This window comes from Streptomyces swartbergensis (assembly GCF_002148965.1).
Lineage (GTDB): Bacteria > Actinomycetota > Actinomycetes > Streptomycetales > Streptomycetaceae > Streptomyces > Streptomyces swartbergensis.
In genome coordinates, this window is the sequence record NZ_NGFN01000207.1 from 1 (window position 1) to 15,420 (window position 15,420).

The 15,420-nt window shown below is 71.6% G+C and carries 9 protein-coding genes; 1 reads left to right on the top strand and 8 read right to left on the bottom strand.

Annotation, left to right across the window (positions count from 1 at the left end; genetic code table 11):
* The 5 genes from CA983_RS27765 to CA983_RS27785 form a co-directional block, all read right to left on the bottom strand.
* Nucleotides 1-366: beta-galactosidase (locus CA983_RS27765; RefSeq protein ID WP_208637058.1), on the bottom strand; the 366-nt coding region annotated here is incomplete at its 3' end.
* Entirely contained in the window at nucleotides 366-2,564 is a 2,199-nt protein-coding gene (locus CA983_RS27770; RefSeq protein ID WP_086603576.1) for a sialidase family protein, read from the bottom strand. The genes CA983_RS27770 and CA983_RS27765, both read right to left, overlap by 1 nt.
* 159 nt (nucleotides 2,565-2,723) lie before the next feature.
* On the bottom strand, nucleotides 2,724-3,674 hold the full coding sequence (locus tag CA983_RS27775) for a carbohydrate ABC transporter permease (protein WP_167407480.1): 951 nt from the start codon (nucleotides 3,672-3,674) through the stop codon (nucleotides 2,724-2,726).
* An 8-nt stretch (nucleotides 3,675-3,682) separates the two neighbouring features.
* Nucleotides 3,683-4,717, bottom strand: a complete 1,035-nt coding sequence (locus CA983_RS27780) for an ABC transporter permease (protein ID WP_086603578.1) — start codon at nucleotides 4,715-4,717, stop codon at nucleotides 3,683-3,685.
* A 27-nt stretch (nucleotides 4,718-4,744) separates the two neighbouring features.
* Nucleotides 4,745-6,436, bottom strand: a complete 1,692-nt coding sequence (locus tag CA983_RS27785) for an extracellular solute-binding protein (RefSeq protein WP_086603579.1) — start codon at nucleotides 6,434-6,436, stop codon at nucleotides 4,745-4,747.
* 371 nt (nucleotides 6,437-6,807) lie between these two features.
* Here CA983_RS27785 and CA983_RS27795 point away from each other — a divergent pair, with 371 nt between their 5' ends.
* A complete protein-coding gene (locus CA983_RS27795) occupies nucleotides 6,808-9,654 on the top strand; it encodes a glycoside hydrolase family 3 protein (protein ID WP_086603580.1) in 2,847 nt (948 codons plus the stop codon).
* A 111-nt stretch (nucleotides 9,655-9,765) separates the two neighbouring features.
* On the opposite strand, the gene CA983_RS27800 is transcribed toward CA983_RS27795, so the two are convergent.
* The 3 genes from CA983_RS27800 to CA983_RS27810 all read right to left on the bottom strand — a co-directional run bounded on the left by CA983_RS27800 (nucleotide 9,766) and on the right by CA983_RS27810 (nucleotide 15,339).
* Nucleotides 9,766-11,211: an aldehyde dehydrogenase family protein gene (locus tag CA983_RS27800; protein WP_086603581.1), complete on the bottom strand. Its 1,446-nt coding sequence runs from the start codon at nucleotides 11,209-11,211 to the stop codon at nucleotides 9,766-9,768.
* A gap of 133 nt (nucleotides 11,212-11,344) precedes the next feature.
* A complete protein-coding gene (locus tag CA983_RS27805; protein ID WP_086603582.1) occupies nucleotides 11,345-13,018 on the bottom strand; it encodes a PucR family transcriptional regulator in 1,674 nt (557 codons plus the stop codon).
* A gap of 125 nt (nucleotides 13,019-13,143) precedes the next feature.
* Nucleotides 13,144-15,339 (bottom strand): ATP-binding protein, encoded by a 2,196-nt coding sequence (locus CA983_RS27810; RefSeq protein WP_086603583.1) that lies wholly within the window; start codon nucleotides 15,337-15,339, stop codon nucleotides 13,144-13,146.
* Nucleotides 15,340-15,420: the final 81 nt, after the last annotated feature.

Here is a 15,420-nt window from a genome sequence, read left to right on the forward strand (position 1 = left end):
GTGTCGGGGTGCAGCCGGCCCATCCAGGGCGGGGGCGAGGAGGTGGGGGTTGCGAGTGTCGGGGTGCAGCCGGCCCATCCAGGGCGGGGGCGAGGAGGTGGGGGTTGCGAGGACGACACCGATGCCGTTCTCGTGCATCAGGTCCATCAGTGTGTCCAGCCAGCGGAACTCCCGCGCGCCGGGCTCGGGTTCGAGCTTCGACCAGGAGAACACGCCGAGGGTGACGGTGTTGACGCCGGCGTCCTTCATCAGCCGGACGTCCTCGTGCCAGGTCTCCTCCGGCCACTGCTCCGGGTTGTAGTCGCCGCCGAAGAGGAGACGCCCCCGGGTGGCGTCGCTCAGGCCGGGCCGTTTCCTCTCGGCCATCAGGCGGGCTCCCCGTACTGCACTCCGCGCCCGTTGGTGGCGATGTAGACGCGGCCGTAGACGCGCGGGTCACCGGCGATGGCAGCGCCGATCCAGCCCCACTGGTGCTGGTCGTCGTTGATCCGCGTCCAGGTCTTGGCCTCGTCGTCGGAGCGGTAGACAGCGGTGATGGTCTCGGTGGAGCCGACCATGTAGACCGCCGGGTAGGAGGCGCCCTCGGCGGCCTTGCCGAAGCCGAGCGTGTACGACGCCCAGCAGCTGCCGACCTTGGTGAAGGTGGCACCGCCGTCCGTGGAGCGGTACAGCCCGTTCCACTTCAGGCTCAGCCACAGGTCGCCGGAGCGGCCCGGCGCTGCGGCCAGCTGGAACTCGGTGTCGCCCGTGTTCAGGCCGGTGGCCCGCGCGGTGAAGGTCCGGCCGCTGTCGGTACTGGTGAAGAGCGTGCCGGTGGTGGTGTCGAAGGCGTAGAAGCGGGTCGGGTCCACGGGGTCCGCCACCGGGGCGGCTCCCTTCGGGAAGGAGGCGACCTCCGACCACGATTCGCCGTTGTCCGCCGAGCGGAAGCCCGGGTCGCCCGTGCCGAAGGACCACAGCAGCACGCTGCCGTCGGCGTTGGTGGTGATCGGGCCCGGCGCGGACTTGGCCATGGACGGCTGGGACGTGAAGGGCATCCACGTCTTGCCGCCGTCGTCCGACCAGGCGCCGTTGCCGTGGTCGCCCCAGCCTGCCCGCACGACGTACGACGGCTTGGCCGCGGCCAGCGCGAGCCCCGTCGACGTGCCGAACACCGGGTTCGACGCCATGCCGCGCGAGGGGGACGCCGTGAGCCGCTCGTGGTACATCACGCCGATGTCCCCGGACCCGCTGATCAGGTGCGCCTCTCCGACCGGAGGGGAGATCAGCTGCCGTATGGACGCCTCCTCCAGACCGCGGATCTGCGGGGCCCAGTTCTTGAGGTCGCGGGTGCCGTAGAGGGTCGCGCCGGTGCCGTAGACGATGTGCCCGGAGTCGAACGGGTCGAGGCCCACGGCCTGGATCCACCAGCCGAACTTGGGCTTGTCGGCGCCCCACTTGAGGTACGGCGTCTCGGAGACGTCGAGGACGGCCTTGTCCTTCAGGGAGGTCCAGGTGCGGCCGCCGTCGGTGGACCGGTAGAGGGTGTCGATGAGCGACCAGCGGTTGTTGGTGGAGACGACGACCGTGCCGGGGCGACGGGCGTCGACGGCGACACCGCCGTACCCGAAGGAGTCGGTCCCGCCGTCGCTCGTCGGCCCGCCGGGCTTCACGGGCGTGACCTCGGTCCACTTCCCGCTGGTCGTACGCAGCTTGTGCACACTGCCGTCGGACTGGCCGTTCGGGCCGGGGGCGTTGGCGTACGTCACGTACAGCTCGCGCGTGTGCCGGTCGAACGCGGCGCGGATCGGCACCTTCGCGGCGGCGCCGGTGGGCTGCCCGGGGACGGCCTTCCAGGTGGTGCCGTCGGCGGTTCTGTAGAGGTTCGCGGAGGTGCCGTCGGAGTCGCCCCAGCCGGCGTAGACCGTACGGCCCGCGGCGACGAGGAGGGTGATGCCCTGGCCGGTGGCGCTGGGGGCGGCCGGGAAGCTCACGGCCTGCCAAGTGGCGCCCCTGTCGGTCGACTTGAGCAGTCCGTCGTGCCGGGTGCCGAGCCACAGCGTGTCACTGTCCCGCGGGTCGACCAGCAGCCGCTCCCCGCAGCCGCGCCCGTCCTCGTTGGCCCCGAGCTTCACGGTGAGGTCGGTGCGCTTCCAGGTCGCGCCTCGGTCCTCCGACCGCAGCACGGCCCCGTTGCCGGCCCAGGACTGGGTGTACGTGCCCAGGGCGAGGTACAGCCGGTTCGGATGGGCCGGGTCGACGGCCATGGCCTCGACGCCGAGGAGGTTCCAGTCGTCCCAGCCGAGGTGGTCGGTCAGCGGGATCCACCGGTCGGTCCGGTCGTCCCAGCGGTAGGCGCCGCCGATGTCGGTACGGGCGTAGGCGAGGCCGCGGACGGAGGGGTGGAAGAGGACGCCGCTGATGAATCCGGTGCCGCCCTGGACGGCGTTGCGCCAGCGGTAGGCACCGGCTGCGGCGGGGACGGCGGCCTGGGCATGCCCCTGGAGGACCGGGAGAGCGGCGACCGCGGCGGTGGCGGCGGTCCCGGCCAGCACGGAACGTCTGCTGAGGTGAAACATGCTCATGACCTACCTCGTTTTTGGCAAGAGGGGAGTTGAGGAGAAGCCTCAGGGGCGCGGGGCTGTGTTGACTGTGCGGCTACCGCCGCGTGGGCGCGACCAGCCACAAAGCAGCCGCAGACAACGAGCGACCGACAGTCCTACGGCGCGAACCAGGTAAGGGCGTCAGCCCTTCACCGCGCCGGTGAGCATGCCCTTCTTGAAGTGCCGCTGGACGAAGGGCGACAGGACGGCGACCGGCAGCAGGGCCATCACCATGACCGCCATCTGCACCGCCAGCCCCGACAACTGACCGGTCTTGATGGCCTGGCCCAGGCCGACCGGCGCTTCCTGCTTCTGCACGAGCTGGATCATGACGTTCTGCAACGGCATCATGTCCTGGTCGTTCAGGTAGATCGACGCGTTGAACCAGGCACTCCAGTACCCGACGGCGTAGAACAGCGTGATCACCGCGAGGACGGCCCGCGACAGCGGCATGACGATCTGCCGGAGGATGCGGAAGTCCCCGGCACCGTCGATGCGCGCGCTGTCGATGAGTTCCTGCGAGATTCCCATGAAGAAGCCGCGCAGCACCAGGATGTTGAAGACGCTGATCGCGCTCGGCAGGATCAGCGCGAGATAGCTGTCCGTCAGGCCGAGGGACTGCACGAGCAGGTACGTAGGGATGAGGCCGGCGCTGAAGAACATGGTCGCCAGCAGCGTCATCAGGATCCAGCGGTGGCCGAGCGATCCGCTGCGGGAGAGGCCGTAGGCGCACAGCACGGACACCGCCATGGAGAACAGCGTGCCGACCAGGGTGACGAGGATGCTGATGATCGCGGCGCGGGTGACCTGGCCGCCGCTGAGCAGTTCCTGGTACGCGATGAAGGTGATGCCCTTGGGCACCAGCACCAGGCCGCCCGCCTCGTCGATGGTCTTCCGCGAGGAGAGGCTGGTGACGATCACGATCCACAGCGGGAAGAGGATCGCCAGGCAGGCGAACGACAGGGCGATGCCCTTGCCCGCGAGGCCGGCCTTTGATGGCTTCTCCTCCCACGCTTGGCGGGGCGGGGCCTGCCACCAGCGGACTGCCTTCTGCCGCGGAGCCGTTTCGGTGCCCTGCCGCGGCTCCCACATCACGGACGTCATTTCTTGTACACCCCCTGCTCGCCCATGAGATGGGCCACCTTGTTCGCGGCGAGGACCAGGCCGATGCTGACCACGCCCTTGATGAGACCTGCGGCGGCCGCGTAGCTGAAGTCCTGGTTGCGCACGCCGTTCCACCACACGAAGGTGTCGAGGACCTCTCCCGCACCCGGTCCGACGGCGTCGCGTTGCAGCAGGATCTGCTCGAACCCGACGGTCAGGGCGTCGCCGACGCGCAGCACGAGCAGGAGGGCGATCACCGGGCGCAGGGCGGGAAGCGTGACGTGCCACATGCGGCGCCAGCGTCCGGCACCGTCCATCGCGGCGGCCTCGTACAGGTCCGGGCTGACCGACGCCAGGGCGGCGAGGAAGACGATGATCCCCCACCCGGCGTCCTTCCACACGCTTTGCGCCGTGAGCAGGAAGGGGAAGGTGTCCGGGTTGGTCATGATGTCGATGCCGTTGTACCCGTTCTGCCGCAGCAGCTGAGAGAGCATCCCCGCGCCGCCGAACATCTGCTGGAAGACGGCGATGACCAGCACCCACGAGAAGAAGTGCGGCAGGTAGAGCACCGCCTGCGCGACGGCCCGCACGCGGGGCCGGACCACGCTGTTGATGAGCAGGGCGAGCAGGACCGGGATCGGGAAGAACAGCACGAGCTGGACGAAGAACAGCACCAGCGTGTTCTCGACGGCGTTCCAGAAGGCCGAGTCCTCGAAGATCCGCTGGAAGTTCTCCAAGCCCACGAAGGGACTGTTCAGGATGGAGATGATGCCGTTGTCGCTGACGTAGGGGTCGTAGTCCTGGAAGGCGACGACGTTGCCGAGGATGGGCAGGTAGTTGAAGACCAGCACCAGCAGGACGGCCGGCAGCGTCATGAGGACCAGGACGCGGTCGCGTCGGAACCGGTGCCGGAGGCTCAGTTTGCCCGAGCCCCGTTCCTCCCCGCCGCCGGTGGCGTCGCCGGACGCAACCGGGGTCTTCGCCGACGTGCTGGCCTCGGCATCGCTCCGAGGCACCGTGCTGTGCGACACGGCTGTTCTCCTTGCCTCAGATCCTGGTCAGCTCGCCGCCGAGCCGTTCTCGTCGAGAAGCTTCTGGTACCAGTCGCGCAGCTTGTCGCCGCCCTTGCTCTTCCAGTCGGAGACGAACTGCTGCATGTCGCTGATCTTCTTCCGGCCGCGGACGATGTCGTCCTCGAGCTGCTCGGCGTCGTTGGAGAGGTTGGTGTACCGGGCGGGCTCGGTTATCTGCATGCCCCAGAAGGAGGACTTCTTGGCGAAGGCGCCCATTCGCTGCTGCCACTCGACCTGGCCCTTGGCGACCTCGGGGAAGTCGGGGTGCGCGAGGGTCGCGGCGGGGCTCGCGACCATGACGTAGGCGTTCATCACCTCGATGTTGCCCTTGTCGGTCTTGACGGGGACGCCGTCCTTGACGGTGTAGTGGGTGCCTTCGATGCCGTAGTTGGTCATCATGTATTCCTTGGTGCCGTACGGCGCCGCGGTGACGTTGGCGACGGCCAGCACGTCGCGGATGACCGACTCGGAGGCCTTTTTGTTGACGAAGGCGAAGATGCCGGCGGGCTGTTCGGCCCACAGGGTGGGGTTGCCGCCGTCGTGGCCCCAGACGTCCATGCCCCAGATCTTGAAGTCCGGGTTCTGAGTTGCCTGTTCAGCGGTGCGGCCCCACCATTGGGAGATGTTGTTGGGGTAGATCAGGAACTCGCCCGCCGCGAACTTGGGGCCCGGGTCGGGGGCGTTCTTGCCCATCTTGGAGTCGGGGTGGACGACCCCGGCGGCGAAGAGCTTGCGGGACCACTCCAGCGCCTCGAGGAACTCCTCGGTCTCGATGCGGTTGACGAGCTTGCCGTCGACGAGGTTCCAGCCGAGCGGCTTCTCGGCACCCGAGAGCACACCGAAGGCCTGGAAGGCGGTCCACTTCATGTCCAGGCAGGCCCACCGCCTGGCCTTGGCGTTGGTGATCTCCTTGGCCAGGGCCATGAACTCGTCGCAGGACCTCGGGACTTCGTAGCCCTCCTTCTCGAAGATGTCCTGCCGGTACAGAGGCACCATGGAGGGGGCGGACGGCGCCGGCATAGGCAGACCGCGCAGCTTGCCGCCGAAGATGGAGCGCTGCCAGGCGTCGGTCGGGATCGCCGCGAGGTTCGGGTACTCCTTGACCTTGTCCCCGGACAGGTAGGGGCCGAGGTCGGCGAACTTGCTGATGATGGCGCTGGGTATCTTGCCGCCCATGTTCCACCCGGGGACGACCACCACGTCCGGGACGTCGCTGGAGGCGAGGACCGCGCCGAGCTTCTGGTCGTAGGTGTTGCCGTCCTGGTTCTGCCAGACGACGTCGACGCCGATCAGGTCGTTCATCGCCGTGTAGTAGGCGTTGTTCTGCTTCGGCGGCGAGCCCCAGAACGGCGCCATGACCGTGACCTTGCCGCCCTTGCCGAGCTTCTTCGAGACCGAGGTCTTCAGGGTGGAGAGGTCCAGCTTGCTGGTGAAGCCGATGGCCGAGCCGTTCTTGGCAGGGATGTCCGGTTTCACCACGTTGCTCGCCACATACGCCGGCAGGATCTTCTTCGCGTCCTTGCCCGACGTGGTGCCGTCCCGCGCCCCACCGTCCGACCCGCCACACGCGGCAAGCAGCGGCATCCCTCCCGCCACCGCTGCGGTGGCGACCGCCGTGGAGGCGAGGAAACTTCTCCGGCTCGGTCCGGAGGAGGCGGAGGCGGCGTTCGGCGTCATTGCGTCAACCCTTCATGGCGCACCAGGACACCCGGCGGTGGGCCGTCGGCTGCGGTGTCTCGAGTGGAACTGGCTGAGCCGAAGCGGTACTCCGACGCGTGACGAGGAGTGCGCACCACCGGGTGGCGGACTTCACAGTCGAAGCGCTTCGATGTTGCTGCGAGGTTAAGTGAACACCCAGGGGCGCACAAGGGGCGATTCCAAGATTCCTCCGGCGTGTGCACAAGCGTGATGTGAGGCGTATGCCGCTTGCAACACCACTGAAAGGCCGGAGTTGTTGCAACGGGGTGTCTTGACACCCACCCCCACGTCGAATGAGCATCGAAGCGCTTCGAAAGGGCCCTGCCGCTCCATCCCAGAGGGAAACCCACGTGACCGCACACACGCCGCCCAGTCCGCAGTTCCGCGATCCGCGTCTGCCGTTCGCGAAGCGGATCGACGACCTCCTGTCGCGGCTCACGCCGGCGGAGAAGATCGCCTTCCTGCACCAGTTCGCGCCCGCCGTCGAACGGCTGGGCATCGCCGCCTTCCGCACCGGCCAGGAGGCCCTGCACGGCGTGGCGTGGATGGGCCCGGCGACGGTGTTCCCGCAGGCTGTCGGTCTGGGCGCCACCTGGAACCCGGAGCTGGTGCGGCGCGTCGGCGACGCGGTGTCCAAGGAGATCCGCGCGCTGCGCGCCAAGGACGACCGCGTCGGCCTCAACGTCTGGGCGCCGACCGTCAACCTGCTGCGCCACCCCCTGTGGGGCCGCAACGAGGAGGGCTACTCGGAGGACCCCAAGCTCACCTCGGCGATCGCCACGGCCTACACGCACGGCCTGCGCGGCGACCACCCGACCTACTGGCGCACCGCGCCCGTGCTGAAGCACTGGCTCGCCCACAACAACGAGACGGACCGGTCCACGACGTCGAGCTCGGTGCGCCCGCGCGTGCTGCACGAGTACGACCTGAAGGCCTTCCGCGAGACCGTCGAGGCGGGGGCGGTGGCCGGGGTGATGCCGGCGTACAACCTGGTCAACGGCCGCCCCAACCACGTCTCCCCGTACCTGGGCGAGCACTTGCGCGCCTGGACCGACGAGGACCTGCTGGTCTGCTCGGACGCGGGCGCGCCGAGCAACCTGGTCGACTCCGAGCACTACTTCGACACGCACGAGGAGGCCACCGCGGCCTCCCTCGTGGCGGGCGTCGACAGCTTCACGGACCACGGCACGGACTCCTCGCAGATGATCGGGCGTCTGCGCGGCGCCCTGGAGCGCGGGCTGCTGACCGAGGCCGACGTCGACACGGCCGTGCGCCGCCAGCTCTCGGTCCGCTTCCGGCTCGGCGAGTTCGACCCGGAGTACGACCCGCACGACGCCACCAGCGAGTTCGACACCCCGGCGCACCGTGCCCTCGCGCAGGAGGCCGCCGAGCAGGCCGTCGTGCTGCTGAAGAACGACGGGCTGCTGCCGCTCGCCCCGGACACCCGGGTCGCGGTGGTCGGGCTGCTCGCGGACGAGTGCAAGCTCGACTGGTACAGCGGCACGCTCATCCACCGCTCGACCCCGCTGGAGGGCCTGTACGAGCGGTTCGGCGCCGAGCGGGTGGAGTTCGCGGAGGGCGTGGACCGGGTCCGGCTGAAGACCTCCGCGGGCACCTTCCTGCACGTACCGGTGACCGAGGACGCCGCCGACGAGGTGCGCGGCGGCGAGGGCGCGCTCGACCCGGCGCTGCTCGCGGGCCGCACCGACCTGCCCGCGCTCACCACCGACGCGGCCGGCACCGAACTGGCGCTGGTCGACTGGGGCGAGGACGTGCTGACCCTGCGCGCGCCCGACGGCCGCTACCTCTCGGTCGCCGACGACGGCTACGTCCGGGCCTCCGCCGACCAGCCGGGCGGCTGGATCGTCCAGGAGACGTTCCGTCTGGAACCGCACGAGAACGGGCACCTCCTGAAGCACCTGGGAACGGGTCGCCATGTGTCTGTCTCCGCCGACGGCGTGAAGGTTGCCGACGAAGATCCCGAGGTCTTCGAGCTGGTCGTCACCGAGCGCGGCGAGGAGGCGGTGGCGCGTGCCGCCGCGCAGGCCGACGTGGTCGTCGTGGTGGCGGGCAACGACCCGCACATCAACGGCCGCGAGACCGAGGACCGTACGACCCTGCGGCTGCCCGGGCACCAGGAGCGGCTGCTGCGGGCCGCACGCGCGGCGAACCCCGCGACCGTGCTGACGCTGGTCTCGGCGTACCCGTACGCGATCGACCCGGCGGACGTCCCGGCCGTGCTGTGGACCGCACACGGCGGCCAGGCGGCGGGCACCGCCCTGGCCCGCGTGCTGGCCGGCGACGTCTCCCCCGCCGGCCGCCTCCCGCAGACCTGGTACGCCGACGACGCCGACCTGCCCGGCCTCCTCGACTACGACCTGATCGGGAGCCGGCAGACGTACCTGTACTTCGAGGGCACTCCCCTGTTCCCCTTCGGGCACGGCCTGTCGTACACCTCGTTCGCGTACGACGGCCTGACGGCCCGGGTGGAGGACGGGTCGGTGCACGTCTCCTTCACGGTCACCAACACCGGTGACGTCACCGCCGACGAGGTCGCCCAGCTCTACACCCGGGCCCTCGACCCGTCCGTCCCGCGTCCGCGCCGCGAGCTGCTGGACCACCGCCGCGTCACCCTCGCCCCCGGGGCGACGGCGGAGCTGGGTTTCCAGGTCCCCCTGTCCGCCTTCGACTTCTGGGACGTGGCGCAGGACCGGTGGCGTCTGGAGCCGGGCGCCTACGAGCTGCTGGCCGGGGCCTCCAGCGAGGACGTCCGGCTGCGCACGACCGTCACGCTCGACGGCGAGCCCGCCCTGCCGCGCGCGGTCGTCGCGGACGGTCTGGCCGCGGCCGGCTTCGACGAGCAGAGCGGCATCGAGATCGTCGACCGTACGAAGGTGTCGGGCGACGCGGTGACGCCGGCGGACGGGACGGCGGGTGAACTGGTCTACCGCGCCTGCGACTTCGGGCCGGGCATCTCCGGCGTGACGGTGGAGGTGGCCGGTGAGGGCGCGGTCGAGCTGTCCCTCGACGGCGGGCCGGCGCTCGCGGTGCTGTCGACGGCCACACCCACATCGGGCCAGTACGACTACGTCTCGCTCGGCGCGTCCGTCGCCGCCGCGGGCGTGCACGACGTGCACGACCTGCACCTGAGACTGCGCGGCCCGCTGCGGCTCGCGCACGTCGGCTTCTCCGGTTGAGGGTCCGGAGCAGGCCGGCACAAAGAAGGGGCCCGGCACCGGAAGGCATCGGTGCCGGGCCTCTTCGCCCAGCCTATATGAAAATGGTTCCCATGAGCTAGTGTCCAGGCGTCAGAGGGCGAGGCCGGTGAGCACCATCACGCGCTCGTACGTGTAGTCCTCCATGGCGAACCGCACTCCCTCACGGCCCACGCCGGACTGCTTGACGCCGCCGTACGGCATCTGGTCGGCGCGGTAGGACGGGACGTCGCCGACGACGACGCCGCCGACCTCCAATGCGCGGTGGGCCCGGAAGGCGGTCTGCAGGTCGTGGGTGAAGACGCCCGCCTGGAGGCCGTACTTGGAGTCGTTGACGGCGGCGAAGGCCTCGGCCTCGCCGTTCACCTTCTGCACGGTGAGGACCGGTCCGAAGACCTCCTCGCAGGAGAGGGTGACGTCTGCCGGTACGTCGGCCAGCACGGTCGGCGCGTAGGAGGCGCCGTCGCACTTGCCGCCGGTGAGCAGCGCGGCACCGGCGTCGACCGCCTCCTGGACCCACGTCTCCACGCGCTTGGCGGCGTCCTCGCTGACCAGCGGTCCGACGTCGGTCGTGTCGTCGCTCGGGTCGCCGGTGACCTGGGCCTCGACGGCGGCGACGATGCGCGGCAGCAGCCGGTCGTACACGGAGGCGTCGGCGATGACCCGCTGGACGGAGATGCAGGACTGGCCGCCCTGGTAGTTGGAGAAGGTGGCGATGCGGTTCGCCGCCCAATCGAGGTCCTCGTCGCTCGCCCAGTCGGCGAGCACGACGGCCGCGCCGTTGCCGCCCAGCTCCAGGGTGCAGTGCTTGCGCGGCACCGAGTCCATGATCGCGTAGCCGACCTTCTCGGAGCCGGTGAAGGAGATCACGGGCAGGCGCTCGTCCTGCACCAGGGCGGGCATCTTGTCGTTGGCGACGGGCAGGATGCTCCAGGAGCCCGCCGGCAGTTCGGTCTCGGCCAGCAGCTCGCCGATGACCAGGCCCGACAGCGGGGTCGCCGGGGCGGGCTTGAGGATGATCGGGGCGCCGGCGGCGATGGCCGGGGCGACCTTGTGGGCGCAGAGGTTCAGCGGGAAGTTGAAGGGCGCGATACCGAGCACGACGCCCTTCGGGAAGCGGCGGGTGAGGGCGAGCCGACCCTGGCCGCCGAGGTCGGTGTCGAGCCGCTGGGCCTCGCCGCCGTTGAACCTCCGGGCCTCCTCGGCCGCGAACCGGAAGACGGACACGGCCCGGCCGACCTCGCCGCGCGCCCACTTGAGCGGCTTGCCGTTCTCGGCGGAGATCAGCCGCGCGATCTCCTCGGTGCGCTCGGCGAGGCGCCTGCTGACGTGGTCCAGGACGGCGGCGCGGACATGGGCGGGGGTGGCGGCGAACTCGTCCCGCACGGCGTACGCGGCGGCCACGGCCTCCTCGACCTGCGCGTCCGTCGGCACGCTCACCTTGCCGACGAGCCGGCCGTCCCACGGGGAGGTGACGTCGAAGGTGTCCTCGCCGGTGGCCTCACGGCCGGCGAGCCAGAAGGCGTGGGTGGAAGTCATGGTGGTTCCGGCCCTTCGGCGTTGGGGGTGGTCCTGTGCTGCGAGTCCAACGGTAGGGGTGGGGTGGCCGAAGGTCGTTTGTCCGGGGCGTAGCAGTGGCGGCCGGGGACACTACGGTTTGGCACACGGGCCCTCAGTCCGTGGAGGTCGCCTTCAGGGCGAGCCAGAGCTCCATCCGCGCGTCGGCGTCGTCCAGGGAGCGGCCGAGGATCTCCTCGACCCGGCGCATGCGGTAGCGGAGGGTGTGGCGGTGGACGCCGAGGTCGGCCGCCGCCGCGTCCCACTGGCCGTGCCGGGACAGCCAGGCGCGCAGGGAGGCGACGAGGTCGCCGCGGCCCGTGGCGTCGTGCTCGTACAGCGGCCGCAGCATCCCGTCGGCGAAGGCCCGTACCGCGTCGTCCGCCAGCAGCGGCAGCACGGATCCGGCCGCCACCTGCTCGTGCTCCACGAGGACGCGACCGCGCCGCCGCGCCACCGACAGCGCCTGCTCGGCCTGCTTGTACGCGGCGGACGCGGCGATGGGCCCGGCCGGCGCCGACAGGCCCACGACCAGCTCGTCCTCCTCGCCGCCCGGCACCTTCTCGCGCACGCCGGCCCGGGCCGACTCCAGGGCGGCCGCGTACTCCCCGCAGGCCGCCGCGGCGGCACCGCCGTCCGCGGCCAGCACCACCAGCCGCTCCCCCTCCGGCACGACGAGGACGGCCTCGCCGGCCCGGGCCGCGGCGGACTCCATGACGTCGGCGAGCGCCGCCAGGGGGTCGCCGTTCGTGTCGGCGGCGGCGAGCGCCGCGGCGGAGGGCCGGTCGGCGGCCGGGGCGCCCGTCCGGGCCTCGGCACGGGCCAGCGCGGCCGAGGCCGACACCGGCACCCGCTCCGCGACCAGCATCCGGAACGGCGCGTCCAGCAACCCGCCGTACAGGTCCCCGGCGACCGCGCGCGCGTGGTCCGGTTCCCCGGCCAGCAGCATGCGCAGCACCGCAGCGCCGATCCGCTGCTCGGCGGCCTGGAGGGACCGGGAACGTTCCGTGGTCAGGGTCAGCAGGGCGATGGYCGAGTGGAGGGCGTAGCGCTCGGCCGTGCCGAGGGCGGCGGCCGTGCCCACGGCGAGGGCCGCCCGGGGACGCCGGCCGGTGCCGATGGTGTGCAGTTCGACCCGGTCCTCGTTCTCCGGTCCGCCGGCCACCGACGAGGCGGGCGCGGGCCGCTCCCCGAGCCGCTGCACGTCGCCGGTGAGCCGCGCGGCCCGCCGCCCGGCCCACTCCGGTGCCGTGGCGACGACGGCGCCCGAGGCGTCGTACAGCGCGGCCCATCCGTCGACCTGCGAGGCCAGCGCGGCCAGCAGCCCCTCGGGCCCGCCCGTCTGCGCCTGCCTGGTCAGCTCGCGCTGGGCGGCGAACCCGGCCGTGACCGCCCGGTACTGGTCGGCGGCGATCGCGGCGGACACGGCCTTGCTGATGGCGAGGAACGGCGTGCGGCGCGGCACCTCCAGCAGCGGCAGGCCCTCCGCCTCCGCCGCGTCGACGAGCGCCTTGGGGATCTCCTCGTAGTTGACGCCGACGGCGAAGCCGAGCCCGACCACCCCGGCCCCGGCCAGCCGCCGTACGTAGCGGCGCATGGCCTCCGGGTCCTCGGCGTCCAGCTTGAGCGCGGTGATCAGCAGCAGTTCCCCGCCCTCCATGTAGGGCACGGGGTCGGCGAGCTCGCTGACGTGCGCCCAGCGGACCGGCACGTCGAGGCGGTCTCCGCCCGCCCGCACAGTGAGTTTCAGCGCGGAGTGGTGGACGAGCGAGGCGAGCGTCGGGGGCATGAGGCCTTCAGGTCTGCGTCAGGACGTGTGTGATCTTTGTGGGCTTTTGGCCGCCACGTATGAACGACCTGTGACGATTCTGCCTCACCGTACGGTCCCCGCGTACCGGCATCGCCCCGAAGCCGTCAGCCCCGCAGATCCACCAGCAGCGGCGGCGCGTGCTCGCCCTTGACGTCGGTCAGCGACAGCACCGCGTGCCCGGCCGGCACCCCGTGCGCCAGCTCGGACGCGGACCAGCGCTCCCGCTCGACCTGCCGCACGGTCACCGCCCGTGCGGTCGGGGCCTTGCCGGTGATCACCCGGCGCAGCATGTGCACGGCCTTGCCCGCGGGCGTCTCCGCGATGATCTGCCGGTCGGTGACGTCCCGGGCCTCGGTCCACTCCTTGCCCCAGACCTCGGCGAAGTCCTGCCCGTCCCACGGGGTGAGCCCCGACAGGGCCATCCGGCAGCCGGTGGCCCCGAGCAGCGGCCCGCGCAGCGGCCGGGGCACGTCGTCCAGCGTCCGCAGGGTCAGCACGACCCCGGCGTTGCCGGACCGCAGCCGCTGGATGCCGCGCACGGCCTCGGGCGTCACCACCCCGGTCGCGTCATCGAGTAGCAGACAGGCGAACAGCGACCGGTCCTCCCGTACGGCGACACTCGCCGTGAACTGCGCGAGCACCAGCCGCGCCAGCATCCGGGAGGCGTCGGCGTGCCCGCGCTCGGGCAGGTCGATCCGCACCCGCACGGGGTGGTCGAGGGCCTTGAGGGTGAAGGGCCGGGTGCTCCCTGAGGTGTCGAAGAAGGAGGCGAAGGCCGGCCGGTCCAGCAAGGCCACCCGATCCGCGAGCACCCCGCCGACATCGCCCGGCTGCCCCATCTGCCGCTCCCGGGCGTCCAGTTCCCGCAGCAGCGACTCCTGCCCGGCGTCCTGAAGCCCCTGCCGCAGCGCGGCCAGCGGCCCCGGCGCCCCGTCCAGGAGCTGCCGCAGCTCCGGTACGGACGGAAAACGCCCGTGCACGGCCCGGAACGGCCCGAGCAGCTGGGCGAGCACGGTCGTGGAACGCCGGCTGTCACTGCCCGGGTGCGGATCGGCGAGGTCCCCCACCAGCGCCTCGGCGAGCACGGCCGCGGCCTCGTCCGGGTCGCCGGTCCCCCCGTACAGATCCAGGTCGTACTCGGACTCCTGGTTCCCGATCCGCACGACGACGTCATACGCGTCGGCCGGCCCGAGCCCGGCCCCCGCCGCCCCGACCACGACCACGGCGGCCCGTCCGGCGAGAGCGTGCAGACACAGCGACTCGGCGAGGGGCCGCACGACGGTGCCGGTCTTTCCGGAGCCGGCGGGGCCGACCGCCACGAGCGAGGTGCCGAGCAGGTCGGGCCCGAGGCCCAGGCCCGCCCCGCGGTAGGTGTACGGGTTGCGGGAGTCGTCCACGGTCGTCCCCAGCCGTACCTGGCCGGTCATCAGGTCGTGCCGCGCGAGGCGCACCGGCAGGTCGCGCTCCCCGGAGGGGTGGAGGCAGGCGGCGGCGCCGTCCCGCAGGACGGTGGAGCTGAAGGTGGCGAGGCTGTGCCGTCCGGTGCGCACGCCCTGCCAGGCACGGAGGATCCGGGCGTGGTCGACGTCCCCCATGAGCCCGGAACGGGCCTCGGCGGCGAGCCGCTCGGCGGCGTCGACGGCTCCGGCGGCGCGGAGCTCGTTCCACTGGGCGGGATCGTCCTGGGCGGCCGGTTGCGCTTCCTGGGACTCCGGTCGACGCAAGCGCGGGGCGACGAAGCGGCGCCACACCTCGCCCCAGCGGCCGAGCCGGCTCACCCCGACCATGATCGCCAGGGCGACGAGCAGCTCGTACCCCCGGTACACGATGAAGGTGCCGGTCTCGCCGATGCCGCTGTCGGCACCGCGCCAGGCGTCGGGAACGATCAGGTCGAACGGCACCCACCACCAGTTGCCGAGGTAGCCGTTCTGGAGCAGCGACCAGATCAGCCATCCCACCAGGAAGGCGATCAGCGCCCCGCTCAGCAGCTGCCGGGTGGGGATCTCCTCGGGCTGCTCCGCCGGCCGCGGCCGGTGCCCGAACCGCCACACGCCGGGCGGCGCCTCGGGCCGGGGCGTGCGCAGCCAGGTCAGGAAGGAGGACCCGTCCGGCATCGGGGGCACCCCGGGCGCCCGGGTCGGCCGGGGCGGCACAGCGGAGACGCCCGGCGGGGCGCCATGGCCGTTCGGCGGCGCGTTGTGGCCGTCCGGCGGCACCGCGGGCACCTCCGGCGGTCCCGCCGGACGCGGCACCGGGTTCGCATGCGTACCCCGCGCCTCCTGCGTCCCGTCGCTGTCCATCGCCCTTGCCCCCTGACCAGCTGCTCCGTCGACCGTCCGCGAGCCAATCTAACGCCCTCCCCTGGGGAGTTCACCGCTTCC

What these genes read in the sequence shown, in the direction of transcription:
- CA983_RS27775 (WP_167407480.1), bottom strand. Translation starts at nt 3,674, where the DNA reads ATGTGGGAGCCGCGGCAGGGCACCGAAACGGCTCCGCGGCAGAAGGCA.
- CA983_RS27800 (WP_086603581.1), bottom strand. Translation starts at nt 11,211, where the DNA reads ATGACTTCCACCCACGCCTTCTGGCTCGCCGGCCGTGAGGCCACCGGC.
- CA983_RS27770 (WP_086603576.1), bottom strand. Translation starts at nt 2,564, where the DNA reads ATGAGCATGTTTCACCTCAGCAGACGTTCCGTGCTGGCCGGGACCGCC.
- CA983_RS27810 (WP_086603583.1), bottom strand. Translation starts at nt 15,339, where the DNA reads ATGGACAGCGACGGGACGCAGGAGGCGCGGGGTACGCATGCGAACCCG.
- CA983_RS27785 (WP_086603579.1), bottom strand. Translation starts at nt 6,436, where the DNA reads ATGACGCCGAACGCCGCCTCCGCCTCCTCCGGACCGAGCCGGAGAAGT.